This is a genomic window from Streptomyces sp. 2131.1, from assembly GCF_900105515.1.
GTDB classification, from domain to species: domain Bacteria; phylum Actinomycetota; class Actinomycetes; order Streptomycetales; family Streptomycetaceae; genus Streptomyces; species Streptomyces drozdowiczii.
Genome location: NZ_FNSY01000001.1, coordinates 4,418,681 through 4,438,563 on the forward strand (window position 1 = coordinate 4,418,681; position 19,883 = coordinate 4,438,563).

The following is a 19,883-nucleotide window of genomic DNA, read 5'->3' on the forward strand; positions in this document are numbered from 1 at the left end:
CGTTTCCGTGGCCGCCCTTGTCCTCAATCGCCGGACGGGCTTGAACTTGCCGTTCGGGCGTCCTCAAACGCCGGGCGGCGCGGAAGACGCCCTCGAACGCCGGGCGGGCTGGGGTGGCCGGGCGGCGCGGAAGACGCCCTCGAACGCCGGGCGGGCTGGGGTGGCCGGGCGGCGCGGAAGACGCCCTCGAACGCCGGGCGGGCTGGGGTGGCCGGGCGGCGCGGAAGACGCCCTCGAACGCCGGGCGGGCTGGGGTGGCCGGGCAAGTCTGAAGATGCCCCGGGCGCCTGGGGGGTTGGGGTGGCTGGGCGGCGGAAAGACGCCCTCGCGCGTCGGGTGGGCTTGGCGAGTTCGGCCGGCGGTTGAGGGCGAGTTCGCTTAGCGCTTCTTCGTGAAGTGTTCGTACTCTGCCATGACCTCTTTTGCCGGGCCGTCCATGCGGAGCCTTCCCGCTTCGAGCCAGAGGGCCCGGTCGCAGGTTTCGGTGATGGACTTGTTGTTGTGGCTGACCAGGAAGACCGTGCCGGCCTGTTGGCGGAGTTCGAGGATGCGGGCCTTGCTGCGTTGCTGGAAGCGGGCGTCGCCCGTGGAGAGGGCCTCGTCGATGAGCAGGACGTCGTGGTTCTTCGCGGCGGCGATGGAGAAGCGGAGGCGGGCCCCCATGCCGGAGGAGTACGTGCGCATGGGCAGGGTGATGAAGTCGCCCTTCTCGTTGATGCCGGAGAAGTCGACGATCTCGTCGTAGCGTTCGCGGATCTCGGCGCGGCTCATGCCCATCGCGAGGCCGCCGAGCACGACGTTGCGCTCGCCGGTCAGGTCGCTCATCAGTGCGGCGTTGACACCGAGCAGTGAGGGCTGGCCGTGGGTGTGGACGCGTCCCCGGGAGGCGGGGAGCAGTCCGGCGATGGCCTTCAGCAGGGTCGACTTCCCCGAGCCGTTGGAGCCGATCAGCCCGATCGCCTCCCCCTTGTACGCGGCGAAGCTGACGCCCCTGACGGCGTGCACCTCGCGCACGCCCGGGATCTGCCGGCGCGAGGCGATCCGGCTCAGCGCCGAGGTCGCGCTGCCGCGCCCGGTGCGGGCGCCGTTGACCTTGTACGTGATGTGGACGTCGTCGACGACGACCGTGGGTATCCGGGACTCAGCCACGTCCGTAACTCTCCTCGGCCTTCCAGAAGTAGATGAAGCCGCCGGCGCCGCACACCAGCGCCCAGCCCGCGGCGACCGCCCAGACGTGCGGGGGCAGCTGGTCGCCGCCGAAGCTGTCGATGAGGGCGAAGCGCATCAGGTCGATGAAGACGGCCGCCGGGTTGGCCTCCAGGGCGAGCTTCACCCAGTGCGGGACCCGGTCGCCGGCCAGCATCTTGTCCATGCTCCACATCACGCCCGACGCGTACATCCAGGTGCGCAGCACGAACGGGGTGAGCTGGGCGATGTCCGGAGTGCGCGCGGCGAGGCGCGCCATGACCATCGAGACACCGGTGTTGAAGACGGCCTGCAGGGCCAGCGCGGGCACCGCGAGCAGCCAGGACGGCCGCGGGTACTGGCCGAAGGCCAGCAGGATCAGGACCAGCGCGCCCAGGGAGAAGAGCAGCTGCTGGAGCTGTTGCAGGGCGAGCGAGATCGGCAGTGAGGCGCGCGGGAAGTGCAGCGCCCGTACGAGGCCGATGTTGCCGCTGATGGCACGGGTGCCGGCGGTGATCGACGAGCTGGTGAAGGTCCAGATGAAGACGCCGGTGACCAGGAACGGCACGAAGTCCGGCACCCCGTGCTTCGTCTTCATCAGGATGCCGAAGATGAAGTAGTAGACCGTCGCGTTGAGCAACGGGGTCATGATCTGCCAGATCTGGCCGAGCTTCGCCTGGCTGTACTGGGCGGTGAGCTTGGCGGTGGCGAACGCCGTGATGAAGTGCCGCCGCCCCCACAGCTGCCGTACGTACGCGGCCAGGGTGGGGCGCGCCCCGCTCACGGTCAGGCCGTGGCGTGCGGCGAGCGCGGCGAGCTCACCGGAGGCGTACACGGGCGGGGAGAGGTGCGGTGGGGTCTTGGCCGGGGCCGGGGCTGTTGTCTGGCTCACCACGATCGCTTTCGACGGGAGGCGGGCAGGCGGGGGCACGGCATACGGGCGGAACGGACGCGCCCGGCGACGGAACGGGACCGTATCGTCGCAACGCCGAGGGTAGGACGTACCGACGTCGGAACGCAACCGTTTCGTCGTCGCGGACTATGATGCGGACCATGACCACCGACCCCGGAAGCCGCCGCCGAGCCCCGGCGGGAGCCGCCGTCCTGCGCGAGGACGTGACCGACGCCATCCGCAGCGCCGTGTTCGCGGAGCTGGCTGCGGCCGGGTTCGCCCGGATGTCCATCGAGGGCATCGCCCGCCGGGCCGGCGTCGGCAAGACCGCCGTCTACCGGCGCTGGAAGTCCAAGCTGCACTTGGTCCTGGACCTGGTCTCGGCCGTCGCCGCGCAGGGCATGCCCGCCCCCGCCACCGGCTCGCTGCACGGGGACGTGCGCGCGGTGCTCGAACTGGCCGCGTACGCCCTGCGCCACCCGCTGGCCTCCCAGGTCATCCCGGACCTGCTGGTCGAGTCGGCCCGCAACCCGGAGATCTCCGACGCCATCAAGGCCGCCCTGCTCGACCCGCAGCAGGGCGTCGCCGCCGTGGTCGTCCGGGAGGCCGTCGCGCGCGGCGAACTGCCGGCCGGCAGCGACCCCGACCGCGCCCTCGACCTCATCGTCGGACCCCTCTACTGGCGGCTCGCGGTGGTCCGGGGGGAGCTGCCCCCGGGGTACCTGGACGACCTCGCGGCCTCGGCCGTGGCGGCGCTCACGCAGGGCGCGGCGCACGCCTGACAGGGTTTCGTACGGGTGTGCAAATGTGTTGTTAGGGGACAGTCCTCAATCGGTTAATGTGGGCGGACGGGCAGCCCACCAGGCCTCCGGCGCGGGCGCGCGGCGCGAACACGGTGCAGGCGTGGTCACTCGTTCGGGACCTCACCGGTGACCCGCGACCGCCCTCGCGGTTGAGCCCTACGGATAGCCAGTCCCTTGATGAACGGACGTGCTCAACATGCCGCCACGGCTCAGTGTCGTTGTCCCCGTCTACAACGTCGAAGACTTCCTGACGGAGTGTCTGAAGTCCCTCGCGGAGCAGACCCTGACCGACCTCCAGGTGGTGATGGTCGACGACGGGTCCACCGACGGAAGCGCCGCACTGGCCGCCGGGTTCGCGGCGGGCGACGACCGTTTCGAGCTGGTCCGGCAGGAGAACGGCGGCCTCGGCCACGCCCGTAACACCGGTGTCCGCAACTGCGATCCGGGGAGCCGCTACCTGGCCTTCTGCGACAGTGACGACGTCATCCCGCCGAACGCCTACGAGCTGCTCGTCGAGTCGCTGGAGGAGACCGGCTCGGACCTGGCGTCCGGCAACGTGCTGCGGCTGCGCGCCGGCGGCAAGCTCGTGCAGTCGCCGATGTTCCGCAAGCCCATGGCCACCACGCGCAAGCGCACCCACGTCTCCCGCGACCCCGACCTCCTCGGCGACCGCATCGCCTGCAACAAGGTCTTCCGCCGCTCCTTCTGGGACGAGCACGGGTTCGCCTTCCCGGTCGGCGCGCTGTACGAGGACATCCCCGTCGTGCTGCCCGCCCACTTCCTGGCCGGCTCCGTCGACGTCGTCAAGGACCCCGTCTACTACTGGCGCGACCGACCCGGCTCCATCACCACCAGCCGGGCCGTCGTCCGCGGCGTCCACGACCGCGTCGCGCACGTCCGGGGCGTCTCCGAGTTCCTGGCCGAGAAGCGCACCGCCGCGGACAAGAACCACTACGAGGCCCACGCGCTCGCCAACGACCTCTGGTACTTCATGGAGGTACTCCCGGACGGCGACCAGGAGTACCGGGACGCGTTCCTCACGTATGCCAACGGCTTCCTCGACCAGGTCGACCCCGCCGTGCTCGACGGGCTGCCGCTGCGCCTGCGCGTGATGTGGTACCTGGTACGCGAACACCGCATGGACGAGCTGCTCGCGCTGCTCCTCCAGGACAAGCGCGAGCCCGGCGCCTTCGAGGTCAGCGGCGTGCGCCGCCGCCGGGCCCGCTACCCCGTCCTCACCCGGCCCGTGCCCGCCCCGGTGCTGCGCGTCGCCGACCGCGACCTGCCGCTCGCCGCCCGGCTGCGCGACGCCGAGTGGCGCGACGGCAGGCTCTTCCTCAAGGGTTACGCGTACGTCCGCAACCTGCCGGTCACCTCCGGGGCCGGCGAGTTCCGCGTCGGCTGGCTCCGGGCCGGCCGGCGCAACGTCGTGCCGCTGCGCCTGCGCCGCGTCGACGAGCCCGAGGCCACCGCCCGCTCCCGCCAGAGCCTGCACGACTACCACCGCTCCGGCTTCGAGACCTCCGTGGACGCCTCCAGGCTCCGCATCCGGGCCGACGGCGGGCCCAAGCAGCTCACCTGGAAGTTCGAGCTCGGCGTCGCCCGGAGCGGCCTGCTGCGCCGCGCCTTCCCCTCGGTCCGCGAAGCCTCCGTCGCACCGCCCGTCCACCGCCCCGACGGCGACCACCGCATCGTCCCCGCCTTCGACGGCGACAAGCTGGTGCTGCACGCCGAGCGCGTCGACGCCCGCTTCGAAACCCACGGCCCCGGCGAGGAGCCCGGCACCGTCAAGATCTCGGGCGTGGTCCGCGCCCGCCTCGTCAAGGGCGAGCCGACGCTCCGTCTGACGCACGTCGCCACCAGGGCCACCTACGAGGTCCCCGCCACCGTGGGCACCGGCGCCGGTGCCGGCTGGAGCCGTTTCACCGCCGAACTGCCGCTCGCCGCCATCGAGGAGACGCGCCCCACCGGCGAGGAGCCCCCGAAGACCGTGGCGTACAGCGTGCACCTCGTCGGCAAGGGCCTGAAGGCGTCGCTCGACGCGCCCGGCGCCGTGGACCCCGGCCGCTACCCGCTCGCCGACGGAACGGACGGGGCCCGCCGCGAACTGGCGCTCGTCGCCGGCACGCGCGGCAACCTGGTGATCAGCGACCGGCCCGTGCAGCCCGCCGTCGAGCGGGCCGGCTGGACCGACGACGGCCGGCTCGTCCTGGAGGGCACCTTCCCCGAGGACCCGGAGCACCCGGTCGAGCTGGTCGCGCAGAACAGCGGACACCGCGAGGAGCAGCTCTTCCCGGTCGAGTTCACCGGACCCGTATACGCCCGCCGCTTCCGCGCCGAGCTGCGGCCGGACGCCGTCGAGGGCCCGGGCGGCGCGGTGCCGCTGGGCGAGGGCAACTGGTACTTCTTCCTCCGCGACAGGGGCGCCGCCGACGAGAGCGGCGACCGCGCGCTGCGCGTCCCCGCCTCCGCGTTCCACACGCTGCCCGCCACCCGCGAGCTCACCGGCCGCGACTACACCCTGGAGCGCCGCTTCGGCGACCAGCTCCTCGTCGTCTCCGGCCCCGTGCTCACCGCCGCCGAGCGCGGCCCGCGCGCCAAGCGCCTGCTGAGCGAGAGGTACGCCGCCCAGCGCTCCGCACCGCTGCGCGCCGCGGCCCTGTACAGCACCTTCGACGGCCGCCAGTACTCCGACTCGCCGCGCGCGGTCCACGAGGAGCTGGTGCGCCGGGGCACCGAGGTGGAGCACCTGTGGGTCGTCCGCGACCAGCAGGCGGTCATCCCCGAGGGCGCCACCGCCGTCGAGCACGGCTCGGCCGCCTGGTACGAGGCGCTGGCCCGCAGCCGCTACATCGTCACCAACACGCAGCTGCCCGAGTGGTTCGCGCGCCGCGAGGACCAGACGGTCGTCCAGACCTGGCACGGAACCCCCCTCAAGCGCATCGGCCTGGAACTCGCGGGCACGGCCCAGGCGAACGCCGCGTACATCGCGACCCTCGCCGAGCGCGCCCGGCAGTGGAGCTTCCTGGTCTCGCCGAACACGTACTCCACGCCCGTCCTGCGCCGCTCGTTCGGCTTCGAGGGCGAGGTGCTGGAGTGCGGTTACCCGCGCAACGACCTCTTCCACGCCCCCGACCGCGCCAAGGTCGCCGCGGCGGTACGAGAGAGGCTCGGCATCCCGGCCGGCAAGCGCGTCGTCCTCTACGCCCCGACGTGGCGCGAGGACCAGCGTCTGGGCGGCGGGCGCTACTCGCTGGGCCTCCAGCTCGACCTGGCCGCCGCCGAACGCGAACTGGGCGACGGCACCGTGCTCCTGGTACGCCGTCACTACATGGTCACCGACCGGCTCCCGGACAGCGGCACCGGCTTCGTCCGCGACGTCTCGCGCTACCCGGACGTCGGCGAACTCATGCTCATCAGCGATGCCCTGGTCACCGACTACTCGTCGCTGATGTTCGACTTCGCCCAGACCGGGCGCCCCATGCTCTTCCACACCTACGACCTGGAGCACTACCGCGACACGCTGCGCGGGTTCAGCTTCGACTTCGAGTCGCGGGCGCCCGGGCCCCTGATCCCGGAGTCCGACGACTTGATCGCGGCGCTGCGCGACCCGGAGCGCGCCATCGCCGGACATGCCGAGGCGTACGAGCGGTTCCGGCACGACTTCTGCGACCTCGACGACGGCCGGGCCGCCGCCCGCGTGGTCGACCGCATGCTGTAGCCCGACTGCGGGGGAACCGTTCCGTGCCCGGCCGGTGTCCGCACCGGCCGGGCATCGGCGTTTCACGGGCGGTGCACGGCCCAGGGTTTACGCCACGGTGACGATTCGCTGCGTCGCATAGCGTCGCCGCCTTGCTACGTTCTGTTTTCATGGGTATCCGAATGTGGGGCGAAACGGACGTATGGCGGGCCAGGGCCGCCGTGCTCGTCGCGGCGACCGCAGGCCTGGTCACTCGTATGATCATCGCGGCCAACTCGCCCGGCCCCGCCGACGTACGCATCTTCGCGGGGTTCGCCAAGGCCATCACCGGGTACGGCCCGGTCCGCATCTACGCGCACCCGCTTCCCGGTCTGCCCGTCTACAACCACCCCCCGCTGGCCGGGTGGATGCTGCTGGGCCTCGACCGCCTCACCGGCCTCGGCTTCTCCTTCGCCACGCTGATCCGCTTCCCCGCGTCTGCCGCCGACTTCGCCTGCGCGCTCCTCGTGTTCGAGATCGTCCGCCGCCGCGCCACCCTGCGCACGGCGGTGCTCTGCGGCATCGGCGTCGCGGCCAGCCCGGTGCTCGTCGCCACCTCCGGCTACCACGGCAACACCGACGCCGTCGCCGTCGCGTTCGCCCTGGCCGCCGCCCATCTCCTGGCCGACCGCAGGGCGCCGCTCGCGGCCGGTGTGGCCGCGGCGCTGTCCATCAGCGTCAAGTTCATCCCGGTCGTGGTGATCCCGGCCCTGTTCGTGGCCGCGCTGCGCGGCGGGCGGCCGGTCCTGGTCCGGTTCGCCGCCGGCTTCGCGGGCGTCACCGCGCTCGTGTGGGGGCCGGCCCTGCTGACCGTGCCGCTGGACCTCACGCACAACGTCCTGGAGTACGCGGGCGGCAGCTACCGGCTGTGGGGGCTGGTGCGGTTCGCCGACGTCCTCGGCCTGCCCGAGCCGGTCATCGCCTTCATGCAGGGCGGCGGCCACTTCCTCTTCGTCCTGGCCTGCGTGGCGGCCGGGGCCCGGCTCGCCTGGCTGCGGCCCGCCCAGGCCCCCGGGATCGTCGCCGCCACGCTGGGGCTGCTGCTGCTCCTGTCCACCGCGTCCGGACTCCAGTACCTGACCTGGGCGGCCGCCGGGATGTTCGTCCTCGGGCCGGTCGAGGGGATCGCGTACAGCCTGGTCGTCGGCCTGGTCGCCGTGCTCGGCTACAGCGGCCGCTCCGCCGTGCGCTGGAGCGAGCCCGTGCTGTACCTGGGCGCGGCCGGCTGGTTCGTCCTGGCGGCCGGCCTGTTCACCGGCGTACGCCGCCTCCTCGCCACGCCCCCGGACGCGCCCCCGCCCGCCCTTCCCGCCGAGCGGGCGCCCCTCTCAGCACCCCGTACGGAACACCGCTCCTGCTCGTCCGTCGACTGACCCCGACCCCCGTCCCCGACCCCGGCACCGCACCCCGAGCGCAACTGGAGAACTCCCCGTGAAGGAAAGCCCGAGCCCCAGGATCGGCATCCTGGTGGTCGCGTACAACGCGGAGACAACGCTGGAGAAGACCCTCGACCGGATCCCGGAGGACTTCCGGTCGCGGATCGACGAGATCCTCATCCTCGACGACGCGAGTCACGACGCCACCTTCACGGCGGGCTGCCGCTGGTCGCAGGCCGAGGGCATGCCGCGCACCGTGGTGATGCGGCACACCAAGAACCTCGGCTACGGCGGCAACCAGAAGGCCGGTTACGCGCTCGCCGCCGAGCACGGGCTCGACATCATCGTGCTGCTGCACGGCGACGGGCAGTACGCCCCCGAGCTGCTCCCCGAGATGGTCGCGCCAATCGAACGCGGTGAGTGCGAAGCCGTGTTCGGGTCACGGATGATGACGTCCGGCAGCGCGCTCAAGGGCGGCATGCCGGTGTACAAGTGGCTCGGCAACCGCATCCTGACCCGGCTGGAGAACGGCCTGCTCGGCTCGGACCTCACCGAATTCCACTCCGGCTACCGCGCGTACAGCGTCGCCGCCCTCAAGCGGCTGCCGATCGACCGGAACACCGACGCCTTCGACTTCGACACCCAGATCATCGTGCAGCTGCTGAACGCGGGCATGCGGATCAAGGAGATCCCCGTCCCCACGTACTACGGCGACGAGATCTGCTACGTCAACGGCATGAAGTACGCCAAGGACGTGGTCAAGGACGTCCTCGAATACCGGCTGGCGGTCAAGGGGTTCGGGACCTGCCCCTGGATCCCCAAGCCCGTCGAGTACGCCTTCAAGGAGGGCGACGGCTCCTCGCACGCGGTCATCCTGGAGAAGATGCGCACGCTGCCGCCGGGCCGGGTCCTGGACCTCGGCTGTTCCGGCGGGCTGTTCGCCGAACGGCTGGAGGACCTGGGCCACGAGGTGACCGGCGTGGACTACGTCGAGGTGCCAGGCGTCCGCGAGAAGTGCAGCCACTTCCACCTCGCCAACTTGGAGGAGGGGCTGCCCGCCGAGGCCGGCACCGGCTTCGACTACGTGGTCGCCGGAGACGTCATCGAGCACCTCTCCCGCCCCGAACGCATCCTCGCCGAGGCGGCCGGGGTGCTGCGGCCCGGGGGCCGGATGCTGCTCTCCGTCCCCAACTTCAGCCACTGGTACTCCCGGCTGCGGGTCGCCGTCGGCGCCTTCGGGTACGACCGCCGCGGCATCCTCGACGAGACGCATCTGCGCTTCTTCACCCGGGCCAGCCTGCGCCGCACCGTGCGCGCCGCCGGCTACGACGTACTGGAACTCTCCTCCACCGGGGCGCCGTTCTGGTCGCTGCTCGGCAGGGGGCCGCTCTCCGCGGTCCTCGGCGGGGCGTCGAAACTGCTGACCCGGGCCCGGCCGACGATGTTCGGCTATCAGCACGTCGCCCTGCTCACCCCGCACGCGGCCGAGACGATCATCGCTGGAGAGCACGTCGATGTACAGGACATCCTCAACCGACAGTACGTCCCCGCCGACCGGGTCGGTGTCTGAGGCGCCCCGCCCCGGACCCGCGCCCGCCCGGGTGCCCGAGCCCCCCGCCCCCGCAGTCAGGAGCAAGGCCTTGACCCTCCCCAGTGTGCTGCTGCTCCTGTTCGCCGTGTTCTCGTCGGCGGGCGGCCAGATCATGCTCAAGCACGGGATGAAGGGCGCCGCGGCCGTCGCGGGCCGGGACGGCGGCTCCGTCGCGCTGCGCGCCGCGGGCAGCCCGTGGGTCGTGCTCGGGCTGCTGGTCTTCGCGGTCTCCGCGCTCGCCTGGATGACCACGCTGGCCAAGGTGCCGCTGTCCGTCGCGTACCCGTTCAACGCGCTCGGCTACCTGCTGATCGTGCTGGCCGGGGCGACCGTGCTGCACGAGCGGACCTCGCTGTGGACCTGGGGCGGCTCGCTGCTCGTGGTGATCGGCCTGATCACGGTGATGGCCGGCCAGCAGAGCTAGGAGCGCCGAGCCGAGGGGCCCCGCGCCGGAACGTTTTCCGGCGCGGGGCCCCTCGGCGTCCCCCTAGGACTCCTCGCCCAGCAGGACCCGGCGCACCACGCGCTCGGAGGCGCGGCCGTCGTCGTACGGGCAGAACCGCTCCTTGAACGCCTTCAGCAGCGCCTCGTTCTCCGGGCTGTTCCAGCCGCCTCCGGTGAAGATCTCCGCCAGCTCGTCCGTGTCCATGGCCACGGCGCCCGGCGTCTCGCCCGGCTGCCCGGACAGCAGGTCGAAGACGACACCGCGGACCGTGCGGTACGTGTCCCAGTCCGGGGCCAGGATGACGATCGGGCGGTTCAGGTGGGCGTAGTCGAACATCACCGAGGAGTAGTCGGTGACCAGCGCGTCCGCCGCCAGGCACAGGTCCTCGACGCGCGGGTGCGCGGAGACGTCGATGACCGACGCGTTCTCCGGCTCCCCCGACCCTTCGTAGAAGTAGTGGGCGCGCATGAGGACCACGGTGTCCGGGCCGACGGCGGCGCAGAACCGGTCCAGGTCCAGGCGGTTGGTGAACCCGGCCTCGTAGTCGCGGTGCGTCGGCGCGTAGAGCACTGCGCGCTGACCGGGGCGGATGCCCAGGTCCTCGCGGATTTTCGCGATCTGCTCCGCGGTCGCCGTGGCGAAGACGTCGTTGCGCGGGTAGCCCGTCTCCAGCGGGCGTGCCGTGCCCGGGTAGGCGCGGGACCACACCTCCGTGGAATGCGGGTTGGCGGAGACGCTCCAGTCCCAGCGGTCCACGCGCTTGAGGAGCTTGTCGAAGTTGAGCCCCTGGGCGGCGGCCGGGTAGTTCTGCTGGTCCATGCCCATGATCTTCAGCGGGGTGCCGTGGTGGGTCATGACATGGATCTGGCCGGGGCGCTTGACCAGGTGGTCCGGGAAGTTGACGTTGTTGAAGAAGTACGTGGCACGCGCCAGCACCGACCAGTAGCGGCGTGTCCCGGGCACCACGTAGTCGATGCCCTCGGGCACCGAGTCCACGTGGTTCTTCGACACCACCCAGACCCCGCGGATGTGCGGTGCCAGCTCCTCGGCCTTGCGGTAGATCGCCTCCGGGTTGCAGCTCACACCGCGGTTCCAGTACGCGGCGTACACGGCCAGCCCGGGGTCGAGGGGGAGCTTGCGCTGCGCCGCGTAGTACCGCTTGGTGAACTGCTTCTTCGCCTTCGCCCGGGCCGTGGCCGGTGCGGAGCGCAGGGTGCGGCGGGTGGCGAGCGCGGTGTCGAGGGCGCCGAGCGCGGTGTACTTGCCGCCGCCGATCAGCTGCGGGCGCAGGCCCTTGGCGCCGCCGGGGAACCTGAAGCCCGCCGGGCGGTGCGCGTCGTGGAAAGCGGCGACCGCGCTCACGTACTGCCTGCGGCGCCCGGTCACCGTCGGGTAGGCGGACAGCAGCTCCTGGACGGCCCGGTCGAAGAGGAGGCCGCGCACGTCCTTCAGGGCGGGGCGCGCCTCGACGAAGGTCATCAGGGTGTCGTACGCCCCGACCAGCTCCAGCGGCGTCGAGCCGCCCGAGGGCTCGCCGTCGTCCACCAGGCCGGGCAGGTAGCGCTGCTGGCGGTGCTCCACGCAGGCGGTGTCCAGTGTGGCCACGGAGGCCGCGACGGCGACGGTCGCCAGCGCGTACATCCGCTCGCCGTGCGGGCCGGGGCCGAAGCTCACGTTCTCGCGCTCCAGGACCGCGCGGCGCACGGCGCGGTTCCAGGAGACCGGGGCGATGTCCAGGAGGTCGGGGCGCTCCGCGAGGGTGAGCGGGCCGGCGGGCAGGGAGGCCAGCTTCTCCAGCGAGCGCGTCGACCGGGTCCTGCCGCGGAAGGGCCGCTTGCGGTGGCCGAACAGCAGCACGTCCGGGTCGCCGGTGGACTCCAGCCGGTCCGCGACGGCCTGGAGCGCGCCGGGCAGATGGATGTAGTAGCCCTCCAGGAACAGGACGTAGTCACCGGACGCCTTCTCGATCCCGGCGTTGCGGCGGCCGTGCGCGCCGGCGCCCGGGCCCAGGTGCACGGCCCGGACGCGGCTGTCGCGCGCGGCGAACTCGTCCAGTATCAGGCCCGAGCCGTCCGGCGCGTGGTCGTCGACCCCGATGACCTCGACGTCCGTGAACGACTGGGAGAGCACCGACTCCAGGCACTCGCGCAGGCTGCCTCGAGCGCGGCGGACGGGGATGATGACACTCAGCCGGGGCATACGGACTCTTTCTCGGACTGTGCGTACGGGGATGGACACCCAGCGTACTGGGGGCCGGGCACAGGGCGAGGCAAGGCGCGGGACAGGCGTACGAGGGTCGAAGGGGCGAGCGTCTGCGATGCGGTGAACCGGGGCCCCGCACGCGTGCGGGGCGCCCCCGCCCGTAGGCCGGAACGCCCCGCACCGCTACGCGGCCGCTACTTGACGGCCCCCGCCATCACGCCGGAGACGAACTGGCGCTGGAAGGCGAAGAACACCGCGAGCGGAATGACCATCGAGACGAAGGCGCCGGGCGCCAGCACGTCGATGTTGTTGCCGAACTGGCGTACCTGCTGCTGGAGCGCCACCGTGATCGGCGGCGAACCGGAGTCCGCGAAGATCAGCGCGACCAGCATGTCGTTCCAGACCCAGAGGAACTGGAAGATCCCCAGCGAGGCGATCGCCGGGCCGCCCAGCGGCATCACGACCCGGGTGAAGAGACGGATCTCGCCCGCCCCGTCCAGCCGCGCCGCCTCCAGGAGTTCCCGGGGGATCTCCGCGAAGAAGTTCCGCAGCAGGAAGATCGCGAAGGGCAGCCCGAACGCCGTGTGGAACAGGATCACCCCGAGCGTCGTCTCGAAGATCCCGATCTCGCCGAACAGCTTCGACACGGGGATCAGCGCTACCTGCACCGGGACCACCAGCAGCCCCACGACCAGCAGGAACCACCAGTCGCGGCCGGGGAAGTCCATCCAGGCGAACGCGTATCCCGCCAGCGAGCCGATCACCACGACCAGGACCGTGGACGGCACGGTGATCATCACCGTGCTGAACAGCGAGTCGGTGATCGTGGAATTGTCCAGCAGCCGCGAGTAGTTGTCGAAGGTCAGCTCGGAGGGCGCGGTGAAGACCTTCCACCAGCCCGTCGCCGCGATCCGGTCCGGGCTGCGCAGCGAGGACAGCAGCAGCCCGATGGTCGGCATCAGCCAGAACAGGCCGACCAGGACCAGGGCGACCCGCATCACGCCGCCGCCGGCCCGTGCCGCGATCCGAGCGCCCAGCGACCGCCGGGGCTTCACCGCGCCGGCGTCCGAGGCGGTGGTGGCCGAGGGCGTCGTCATCGGCGCCCCTCCTTCCGTATCCGCCTGATGTTGAAGAGCATCACCGGGATCACCAGCAGCAGCAGGAGTACGGCGATGGCGCTGCCGACCCCGAGATCCGCGTCCGTGCCGAACGAGGACCGGTACAGCTGGAGCGCCAGTACGTTCGCGTCGTCCTGGGACGAGCCCGGCGCGATGATGAACACCAGGTCGAAGACCTTGAGTACGTTGATCATCAGAGTGACCAGCACCACCGCGAGGACCGGGGCGAGCATCGGCACGGTGATCCGGCGGAACACCTGCCACTCGTTGGCCCCGTCCACCCGGGCCGCTTCGAGGAGTTCACGCGGCAGACCGGCCAGGCCCGCGGCGATCAGCACCATCGCGAAGCCCGCCCACATCCACACGTAGCTCCCGATGATGCCGGGCGTCACGAGCGTCGGACCGAGCCAGTCCACACCGTTGTACGGCTCCTTGAAGTTGGACGCCGGCAGGCGCAGTTCGGCGCCGTCCGCCGACGCGGGCAGCGCGAACGTGCCGTCCGCCGCGGCCTTGGCGGTCGCGACCACCGCGCCGTCCTTGACGGCCTCCACCTTCAGGCCCTTGAGCCCGAGCTCCTTGGCGTCGATGACATTGGGTTTGCCACCGCCGCCCTTGGTGAAGTCCAGCCACGCGGTGCCGGTGACCGCGCCGTCCCCGCCGGCCGCCGGGGCCTTCGCAGGTTTCGCGTCGCCCGGCATCTTCGCCGGGAGCACTCCGACCAGGGGGAGCTGGACCGGCTGCCCGGCGTGCACCACGGTCCTGGTCACGAACGCCCCGCCGCCGGCCGCCTTCAGCGGGTGCACGGGCAGCGGATGCGCCTTCGGGAAGCCCGAGGACTCGGCGAACGTGTCGTGCACGCCCACCCAGACCGCGTTGGCCACCCCGCGCTCCGGCGCCTGGTCGTACACCAGCCGGAAGATGATGCCCGCGGCGAGCATGGAGATCGCCATCGGCATGAAGACGATCAGCTTGAAGGCCGTGCCCCAGCGGACGCGTTCCGTCAGCACCGCGAAGATCAGCCCGAGCGCGGTGGCGACCGTCGGTGCGAACACCACCCAGATCGCGTTGTTCTTGACCGCCGTACGGATGGTGTCGTCCGAGAACAGCGTCCTGTAGTTGTCGATGCCGGCGAAGCCCGTGCCCGCCTGGTCGAAGAACGACCGGTAGACGGAGTACACGATCGGGTACACCACGAGCGCCCCGAGCAGCACCAGCGCGGGCAGCAGGAAGAGCGCCGCGATGAGCCTGCGGGTGCCGGTGACGCTCCGTCCCGTGCGGCCGGGTGAGCCGGAAGGGGCGGGCCCACCCTTCCTGGGGGCGGGTACCGAAGTCCCGCCGGACCGTTGCCTGTCGGCGGGGAGCGCCTCGTCGGCGCCCCCCGCAGCCGCTGTCGTCATGCCGTCAGCTCTTGTACGCCTTGGCCGCGTCGGACTCCAGCTTCGCTTGAGTCCCCGCGATGTCCTTCGGGTTCTTCAGGAAGTCCTGGAGGGTCTTCCACTCGCCCTTGCCGGGCGTCCCGCCGAACGACTGCGGCGCCTGGTCGGACATGTCGAACCGGACGGCGTCACCGGCAGCGATCAGCGCCTTCGCCATCGTCCGCTGCACGTCGTTGGGGTACGCGGACGGGTCCAGGCTCTTGTTCGGCGAGATGAACCCGCCCTGCTCGGCGGCGATCTTCGCGGCGTCCGCGGAGGCCAGCCAGGTCAGCAGCGCCTGGGCGCCCTTGCCGTCCTTCAGCGCCACCGCCGCGTCGCCACCGGTCACCACGGGCGACTCCGCGCCGACCGCGGGGAACGGGAAGACCTTGGCGTCCGTACCGATCTTCGCCTTCGTCTGCGCGATGTTGACGCCGACGAAGTCGCCCTCGTAGACCATGGCGGCCTTGGGCTGGTCGCCGCCGGTGAAGGTCTGCGTGACCGACGCCGGGAACTCGGTCTGCAGCGCGCCGTCCGCGCCGCCCGCGATCAGGGACGGCTTGCCGAACAGCTGGGCCAGCGTGGTCAGCGCGTCCTTGACGGACGGGTCCGTCCATTTGATCTTGTGCTGCGCGAGCTGGTCGTACTTCTCCGGGCCCGCCTGGGAGAGGTAGACGTTCTCGAACCAGTCGGTGAGCGTCCAGCCGTCCGCGCCGCCGACCGAGACCGGCGTGACACCCGAGGCGGACACCGTCTCCGCGGTCGACAGGAAGTCCGTCCAGGTCTTCGGCTCGCTCGCGCCCGCGTTCTCGAACGCCTTGGTGTTGTACCAGATCAGCGACTTGTTGGCGGCCTTGTAGTAGACGCCGTACTGGGTGCCGTCCACCGCGCCGAGGCCCTGCCAGACCTTCGCGTAGTTCTTGCTCAGCTGGGCCTTCGCCTCCTCGCCGACCGGCTTGGCCCACTTCTTCGCCACGGCCTGCTGGATCGCCCCGACCTGCGGGATCATCGCGACGTCCGGCGGCTGCCCGCCCGCGATCTTCGTACCGAGGAAGTTCACGATCGGGTCCTGCGCCGGGACGAACGTCACCTGGGCGCCGGTCCGCTTCTCGAACTCCTTTAGGACCTTGACGAAGTTGGCCTGTTCGGCACCCGTCCAGACCGCGGCGACGGAAAGCTTCTCACCGTCCAGTTTCGGTAAGGCGACGCTCGGCGTCGAGCCCTTGCCCGTCGTGGAGCCGCCTTCGTCCGTCTTCTTGCCTCCGCCGTCACCGTCGTCGCCGCAACCGGTGAGGGCCAGTGCGCCGATGGCGGTGAACACCACGGCCGCCCTGCGAATCCGAAGGGTTGTGCGCATCCCTGCCCCGTCTCTCTGTGCGCGTGCGCAGGCCGGCACCGGCCCTGAAAGCCGGTACTCCCGGTCGTGCGGCACGTCGTCGTGTGCGCACAGTCCTATGCCCGGCGTCCGGACGCCGCAATACCGCACTCGCCCCCAATTCCTTGATCGTGATGCCCTCGTGACGTCAAGTCAGTGCAGGTATCCGGCCATTGGGGGACGATCGGGCCGCCCGGCTCCGGTGCCGCTCAGGGGTGACTCCGGGGCCGGTCAGGGGCGGCTCCGGCGTGACTCGGGGTCGGTCGGGGGTCCGGTTACGTGAATAGGGGTGCGAGGGGTTGTGCGTTGACCGAGCGCGCCGCCCGTTCCAAGGCGCTGGCGAGCAGTGCGAGGTCCGTCGGGCCGTTGCCGAGCTCGCGGACCGGGCGGCGGGTGGGCGGGTCGCCCATCCGCTCCCACTCCAGCGGGACGACCGTCGGCCGCAGCGTCGCCGTGCGCGGGATGCGGCCCGTCACCCGGCCCCCCTGGAACGGCGTCACCCGCCCGTCCGGATGCCCCAGCCGCCCCCGGCCCGGCGCCGGTTCGTCCGGCGAGGGCGGGACCGCGGGCGGATCGAGCACGATGCGCAGCCGCGCCCCGCGGGCCAGCTCCGTGTCCTCCGTGCGGTCCGGGCGGGCCGAGGTCGCGACCAGGTGCAGGCCCAGCCGGCCTCCCTCCCGGGCCACCGCCTCCAGCGCCCGCACCACCGAACCGGCGGCGGGCCGGCCCGGGCTCCCGAGCGCCGGGGCCATCAGCGCGTCGAAGTCGTCCACGAGTACCACCAGCCGGGGCAGCGGTGAGGGGCCCGGGTCCACGGGGCGGCCCGCGGCCGGGCGCAGCCGGAGGGTGCTGGTGGGCGGCGCCTCCACGTCGCCCCGCTGCTCGGGGATCGGTGCGGTGGCCCCGGCTTCGTGGCGGCTGTGCCACTCGGCGAAGTCCAGCTCGCCGAGCAGCTCGGCCCGCCGCTTCACCTCGCCGCCCAGCGCCTGGGCGAACTCCCGCATCCGGACCGGGTCCGAGGCCACCAGGTGCGTGAACGCGTGCGGCAGCTCCGTGCACGGACGCAGGGACTCGCCGCGCTCGCCGCCCGCCCCGTCGACCAGCACGATGCCCAGCCGGTCCGGCCGGGCGGCGGCCGCCAGCGACGCGGCGACAGCCCGCAGCAGCTCGGTCCGCCCGCTGCCGCCCGGCCCCTCGATGAGCAGGTGCGGCCCCTCGTCCGCGAGGTCGACGCTCACCGGCCCCCGGGGCCCGGCACCGAGCACGACGACCGGGCGCCCGGCGTAGACGGCGGGCGGTGAGGCGGTGCGCGTGGCGGTCTGCGTGCCGCCGGCGGCCTCTGTTCCCCGGGCGCCGGGGTACGGGGTGCGGCCGGAGTCGGCGGTGGTCGCGCGGGGGTACGGGGTGCGCCCCGAGTGGCCCGTCGTGGCATCCGGGTACGCCGTGCGGCCCGAGTCGCCGGTGCCGGGGTAGGCCGTGCGGCCCGAGTCGTCCGTGTGGGAACGCAGCGTGCGGCCGGAGTCGCCGGAACCGGGGTACGGGGTGCGGCCCGAGCCGCCCTCGGTGGCGCGGGGGTACGCCGTGCGGCCCGAGCCCGAGGCCGTCGCGCCCGGGTACGGCGTCCGGCCCGAGCCCACCGCGTCCGGCGCCTCGGCCGCCGTTCGCTGTGCGCCCACGCGCGGGGGCGTCGCGCCCGGCTGGTCGTCCGCCGTCGAGGCCCAGCGGGCCATCAGGGAGGCCGGGGTGGCGCGGGCCAGGCCCAGTTCGTCCAGGAGGCGGGCGGACGGTGGCAGCGCCACCGGTACCTGGTGGCCCGGCAGCGTGGCCGAGCCCTCCGCCCGCAGGGGGGCCAGCGCCCGGCCGAACCGCTGTGCCCAGTGCGCCGACACCGCGTCCACCGCGGCCACCGTGCCGTGGCCCGCCGCGCGGCCGCCCGCCGTGCGGAGCACCCGCAGGGCCGTCGCCACGTCGCCGCTCAGCATCCCCACCGCCCCGCACTCGCGGAAGGCGATCGACGCGTGGCACGCCGCCTCGTACGTCGCGGCGACGGGCGAGGTGGGCGTCGCGGCCGGGGTCTCGGCCAGGCAGATCAGATGGATGCCCGCCGCCGCGCCGGCTGCGGCCAGCCGTGCCGTGTTCTCGCGGAGCACCGCCGCGCCCGGGTCGCCGTCGAGGATCACCACCGTGAACGGACCCTCGTAACGCTTCGCGGCTTCGGCGACCGCCGCCGGGTCCTGGCTCGCCCAGCCGGGGCCGAGCGGGCCGTCGTCCAGCCGGCGGACCAGCTCGGCCGTCCTGGCGAGGGCCTGGTCACGGTCGTACGCGAGGAGCAGCCGGCAGTCCTGGCCGTGCATCGGCCGCAGATGGGGCAGCCAGCCCAGCCAGGCCCACTCGCGCCGCCGCTCCTCGAGGGTGCGCGCCCGGTCCGTGCTGATCAGCACGATCTCCAGGTCGGCGGGTGAGTGCAGCGCGGCCAGCTGCGCCACCGCCGACCGGGCGAGTCCGGACAGCCGCTCGCGGGGTCCGGCGAGCCCCAGCGAACCGGCCTCGCGCAGGCTCACCGTCACCGGCACGGCCGGCAGCTCGGCCCGTTCGGTCGTGCCCAGCCGGACCACCAGCGCCTCCGGGTGCGCGGGGTCGCGCTCCCACAGCCGGGGGCCCGGGCCGAGCGCGGTCAGCAGGACGGCCGCCGGATCGGGCCAGGTGCCTTCCGGTGCGGTGGGCAGCGCGGTGAAGGTGGCGGGGGCGGGCGGCTCCGGCTGCGCGGGGGCGCCCGCGGGCAGGGGCTCGGGCCTGGCGCTCTTGAAGCGGCGGGCCCAGGCCCCTATGCCGCCGCGCCGGGGCGCCTCCTGCTCCGGGAAGCGGCCGGGGTGCCCGGCGGAGGAGCCGGGCCGGGACGCGACCCCGGGTTTGGCGGCCTCGGGGCGGTCATGGTCGTGGTCGTGCCGGTTGGTCTCGGGAGCGGGGGAGGGGGCGGGGGCGGCCGCCGCGGCCTGGATCCGCGCCACCCGCAGATGGCCCTCGCCGTCCGGGGCGGTCGCCAGCACCGGCGTACGCGCGCCGGAGGCGAGCCGGAGCGTCGACTCGCCGAGCCGCAGCAGCGCGCCCGGGGCCAGGCGGACCGGGCGGTCGTGGACCTCGGCCCCGTCCAGCGAGGTGCCGTTGGTGGAGCCCAGGTCGGCCACCGCGACGCGGCCGTCGTCGGAGACGGTCACCTCGCAGTGCAGCCGGGAGACGTCGGGGTCGTCGAGCGGGACGTCGGCCTCGGCCGAGCGGCCGATCCGGATCGTGCCGCCGTGCAGCAGATGGACACCGCCCGCGTCGGGCCCGGCGACCACCTGGAGGCGGGCGGGCACCGCGTCGTCCACGGTCTCGTCCTCGCCCGGCACCTGGAGCGAGAGCACCGCGCCGTCCACGAGGGGCGGTTCACCGAGCGCGCAGCGCTGCGCGTCGAGCCGCTCCCGGCCCGCGAAGAGCACCACCGCACCGCTGCCGAGGGAGCCGTCGGGACCGGCGACGGCCATCGCCAGGCCGGACGCGACGCCGGCCAGTGCCGTCCCGGCGGGGGCGGTGACGAGCACGTCGCAGGCGCGCGCCGGGGTCTGGCCGCTGGGCGGCGCGAGGACGGTCAGCCGGATCTGCATCGCCGTCAGCGGTCCCTTCTGCGCGCGGTGCCGGCCGGAGGGACGCCCTGTGATTCCCCCCACCCGGCACGGACGCGTCGTCCGGTACAGGTTCGTCA

Annotated in this window: 12 protein-coding genes; 5 read left to right on the forward strand and 7 right to left on the reverse strand. The window is 72.8% G+C overall.

Going from position 1 to position 19,883, the window contains the following annotated elements:
• Nucleotides 1-378: 378 nt before the first annotated feature.
• Both BLW14_RS19880 and BLW14_RS19885 read right to left on the reverse strand, forming a co-directional pair.
• Nucleotides 379-1,149, reverse strand: coding sequence for an ABC transporter ATP-binding protein (locus BLW14_RS19880; RefSeq protein WP_093708586.1), 771 nt, complete (start codon nt 1,147-1,149; stop codon nt 379-381).
• A complete protein-coding gene (locus BLW14_RS19885; protein ID WP_093708587.1) occupies nt 1,142-2,080 on the reverse strand; it encodes an ABC transporter permease in 939 nt (312 codons plus the stop codon). The genes BLW14_RS19880 and BLW14_RS19885 overlap by 8 nt, the downstream gene beginning before the upstream one ends.
• A gap of 146 nt (nt 2,081-2,226) precedes the next feature.
• On the opposite strand from BLW14_RS19885, the gene BLW14_RS19890 reads away from it, so the two are divergent.
• From BLW14_RS19890 to BLW14_RS19910, 5 genes are all read left to right on the forward strand, one after another.
• Nucleotides 2,227-2,859: a TetR/AcrR family transcriptional regulator gene (locus tag BLW14_RS19890; protein ID WP_093708588.1), complete on the forward strand. Its 633-nt coding sequence runs from the start codon at nt 2,227-2,229 to the stop codon at nt 2,857-2,859.
• A 208-nt stretch (nt 2,860-3,067) separates the two neighbouring features.
• Nucleotides 3,068-6,601 carry a bifunctional glycosyltransferase/CDP-glycerol:glycerophosphate glycerophosphotransferase gene (locus BLW14_RS19895; protein WP_093708589.1) on the forward strand — a complete coding sequence of 1,178 codons (3,534 nt, stop codon included), beginning with the start codon at nt 3,068-3,070 and terminating at the stop codon, nt 6,599-6,601.
• Nucleotides 6,602-6,762: 161 nt separating this feature from the next.
• A complete protein-coding gene (locus BLW14_RS19900; protein ID WP_093708590.1) occupies nt 6,763-7,992 on the forward strand; it encodes a glycosyltransferase family 39 protein in 1,230 nt (409 codons plus the stop codon).
• 58 nt (nt 7,993-8,050) lie between these two features.
• Complete coding sequence (locus BLW14_RS19905; RefSeq protein ID WP_093708591.1) at nt 8,051-9,565, forward strand: bifunctional glycosyltransferase/class I SAM-dependent methyltransferase; 1,515 nt, start codon at nt 8,051-8,053, stop codon at nt 9,563-9,565.
• Between the two features lie 70 nt (nt 9,566-9,635).
• On the forward strand, nt 9,636-10,010 hold the full coding sequence (locus BLW14_RS19910) for a DMT family transporter (protein ID WP_018517877.1): 375 nt from the start codon (nt 9,636-9,638) through the stop codon (nt 10,008-10,010).
• Between the two features lie 63 nt (nt 10,011-10,073).
• Here BLW14_RS19910 and BLW14_RS19915 read toward each other — a convergent pair whose 3' ends face one another.
• From BLW14_RS19915 to BLW14_RS19935, 5 genes are all read right to left on the reverse strand, one after another.
• On the reverse strand, nt 10,074-12,230 hold the full coding sequence (locus tag BLW14_RS19915; protein ID WP_093708592.1) for a bifunctional glycosyltransferase/CDP-glycerol:glycerophosphate glycerophosphotransferase: 2,157 nt from the start codon (nt 12,228-12,230) through the stop codon (nt 10,074-10,076).
• 197 nt (nt 12,231-12,427) lie between these two features.
• The gene (locus BLW14_RS19920) at nt 12,428-13,330 is read right to left on the reverse strand and encodes a carbohydrate ABC transporter permease (RefSeq protein WP_018517879.1); all 903 of its coding nucleotides are present in this window, start codon (nt 13,328-13,330) and stop codon (nt 12,428-12,430) included.
• Nucleotides 13,327-14,748 carry a carbohydrate ABC transporter permease gene (locus tag BLW14_RS19925; protein WP_093708593.1) on the reverse strand — a complete coding sequence of 474 codons (1,422 nt, stop codon included), beginning with the start codon at nt 14,746-14,748 and terminating at the stop codon, nt 13,327-13,329. Before BLW14_RS19925 ends, BLW14_RS19920 begins: the two co-directional genes overlap by 4 nt.
• A gap of 4 nt (nt 14,749-14,752) precedes the next feature.
• Nucleotides 14,753-16,123: an ABC transporter substrate-binding protein gene (locus tag BLW14_RS19930; protein ID WP_177154036.1), complete on the reverse strand. Its 1,371-nt coding sequence runs from the start codon at nt 16,121-16,123 to the stop codon at nt 14,753-14,755.
• A gap of 293 nt (nt 16,124-16,416) precedes the next feature.
• Complete coding sequence (locus BLW14_RS19935) at nt 16,417-19,785, reverse strand: FtsK/SpoIIIE domain-containing protein (RefSeq protein ID WP_093708595.1); 3,369 nt, start codon at nt 19,783-19,785, stop codon at nt 16,417-16,419.
• Nucleotides 19,786-19,883: the final 98 nt, after the last annotated feature.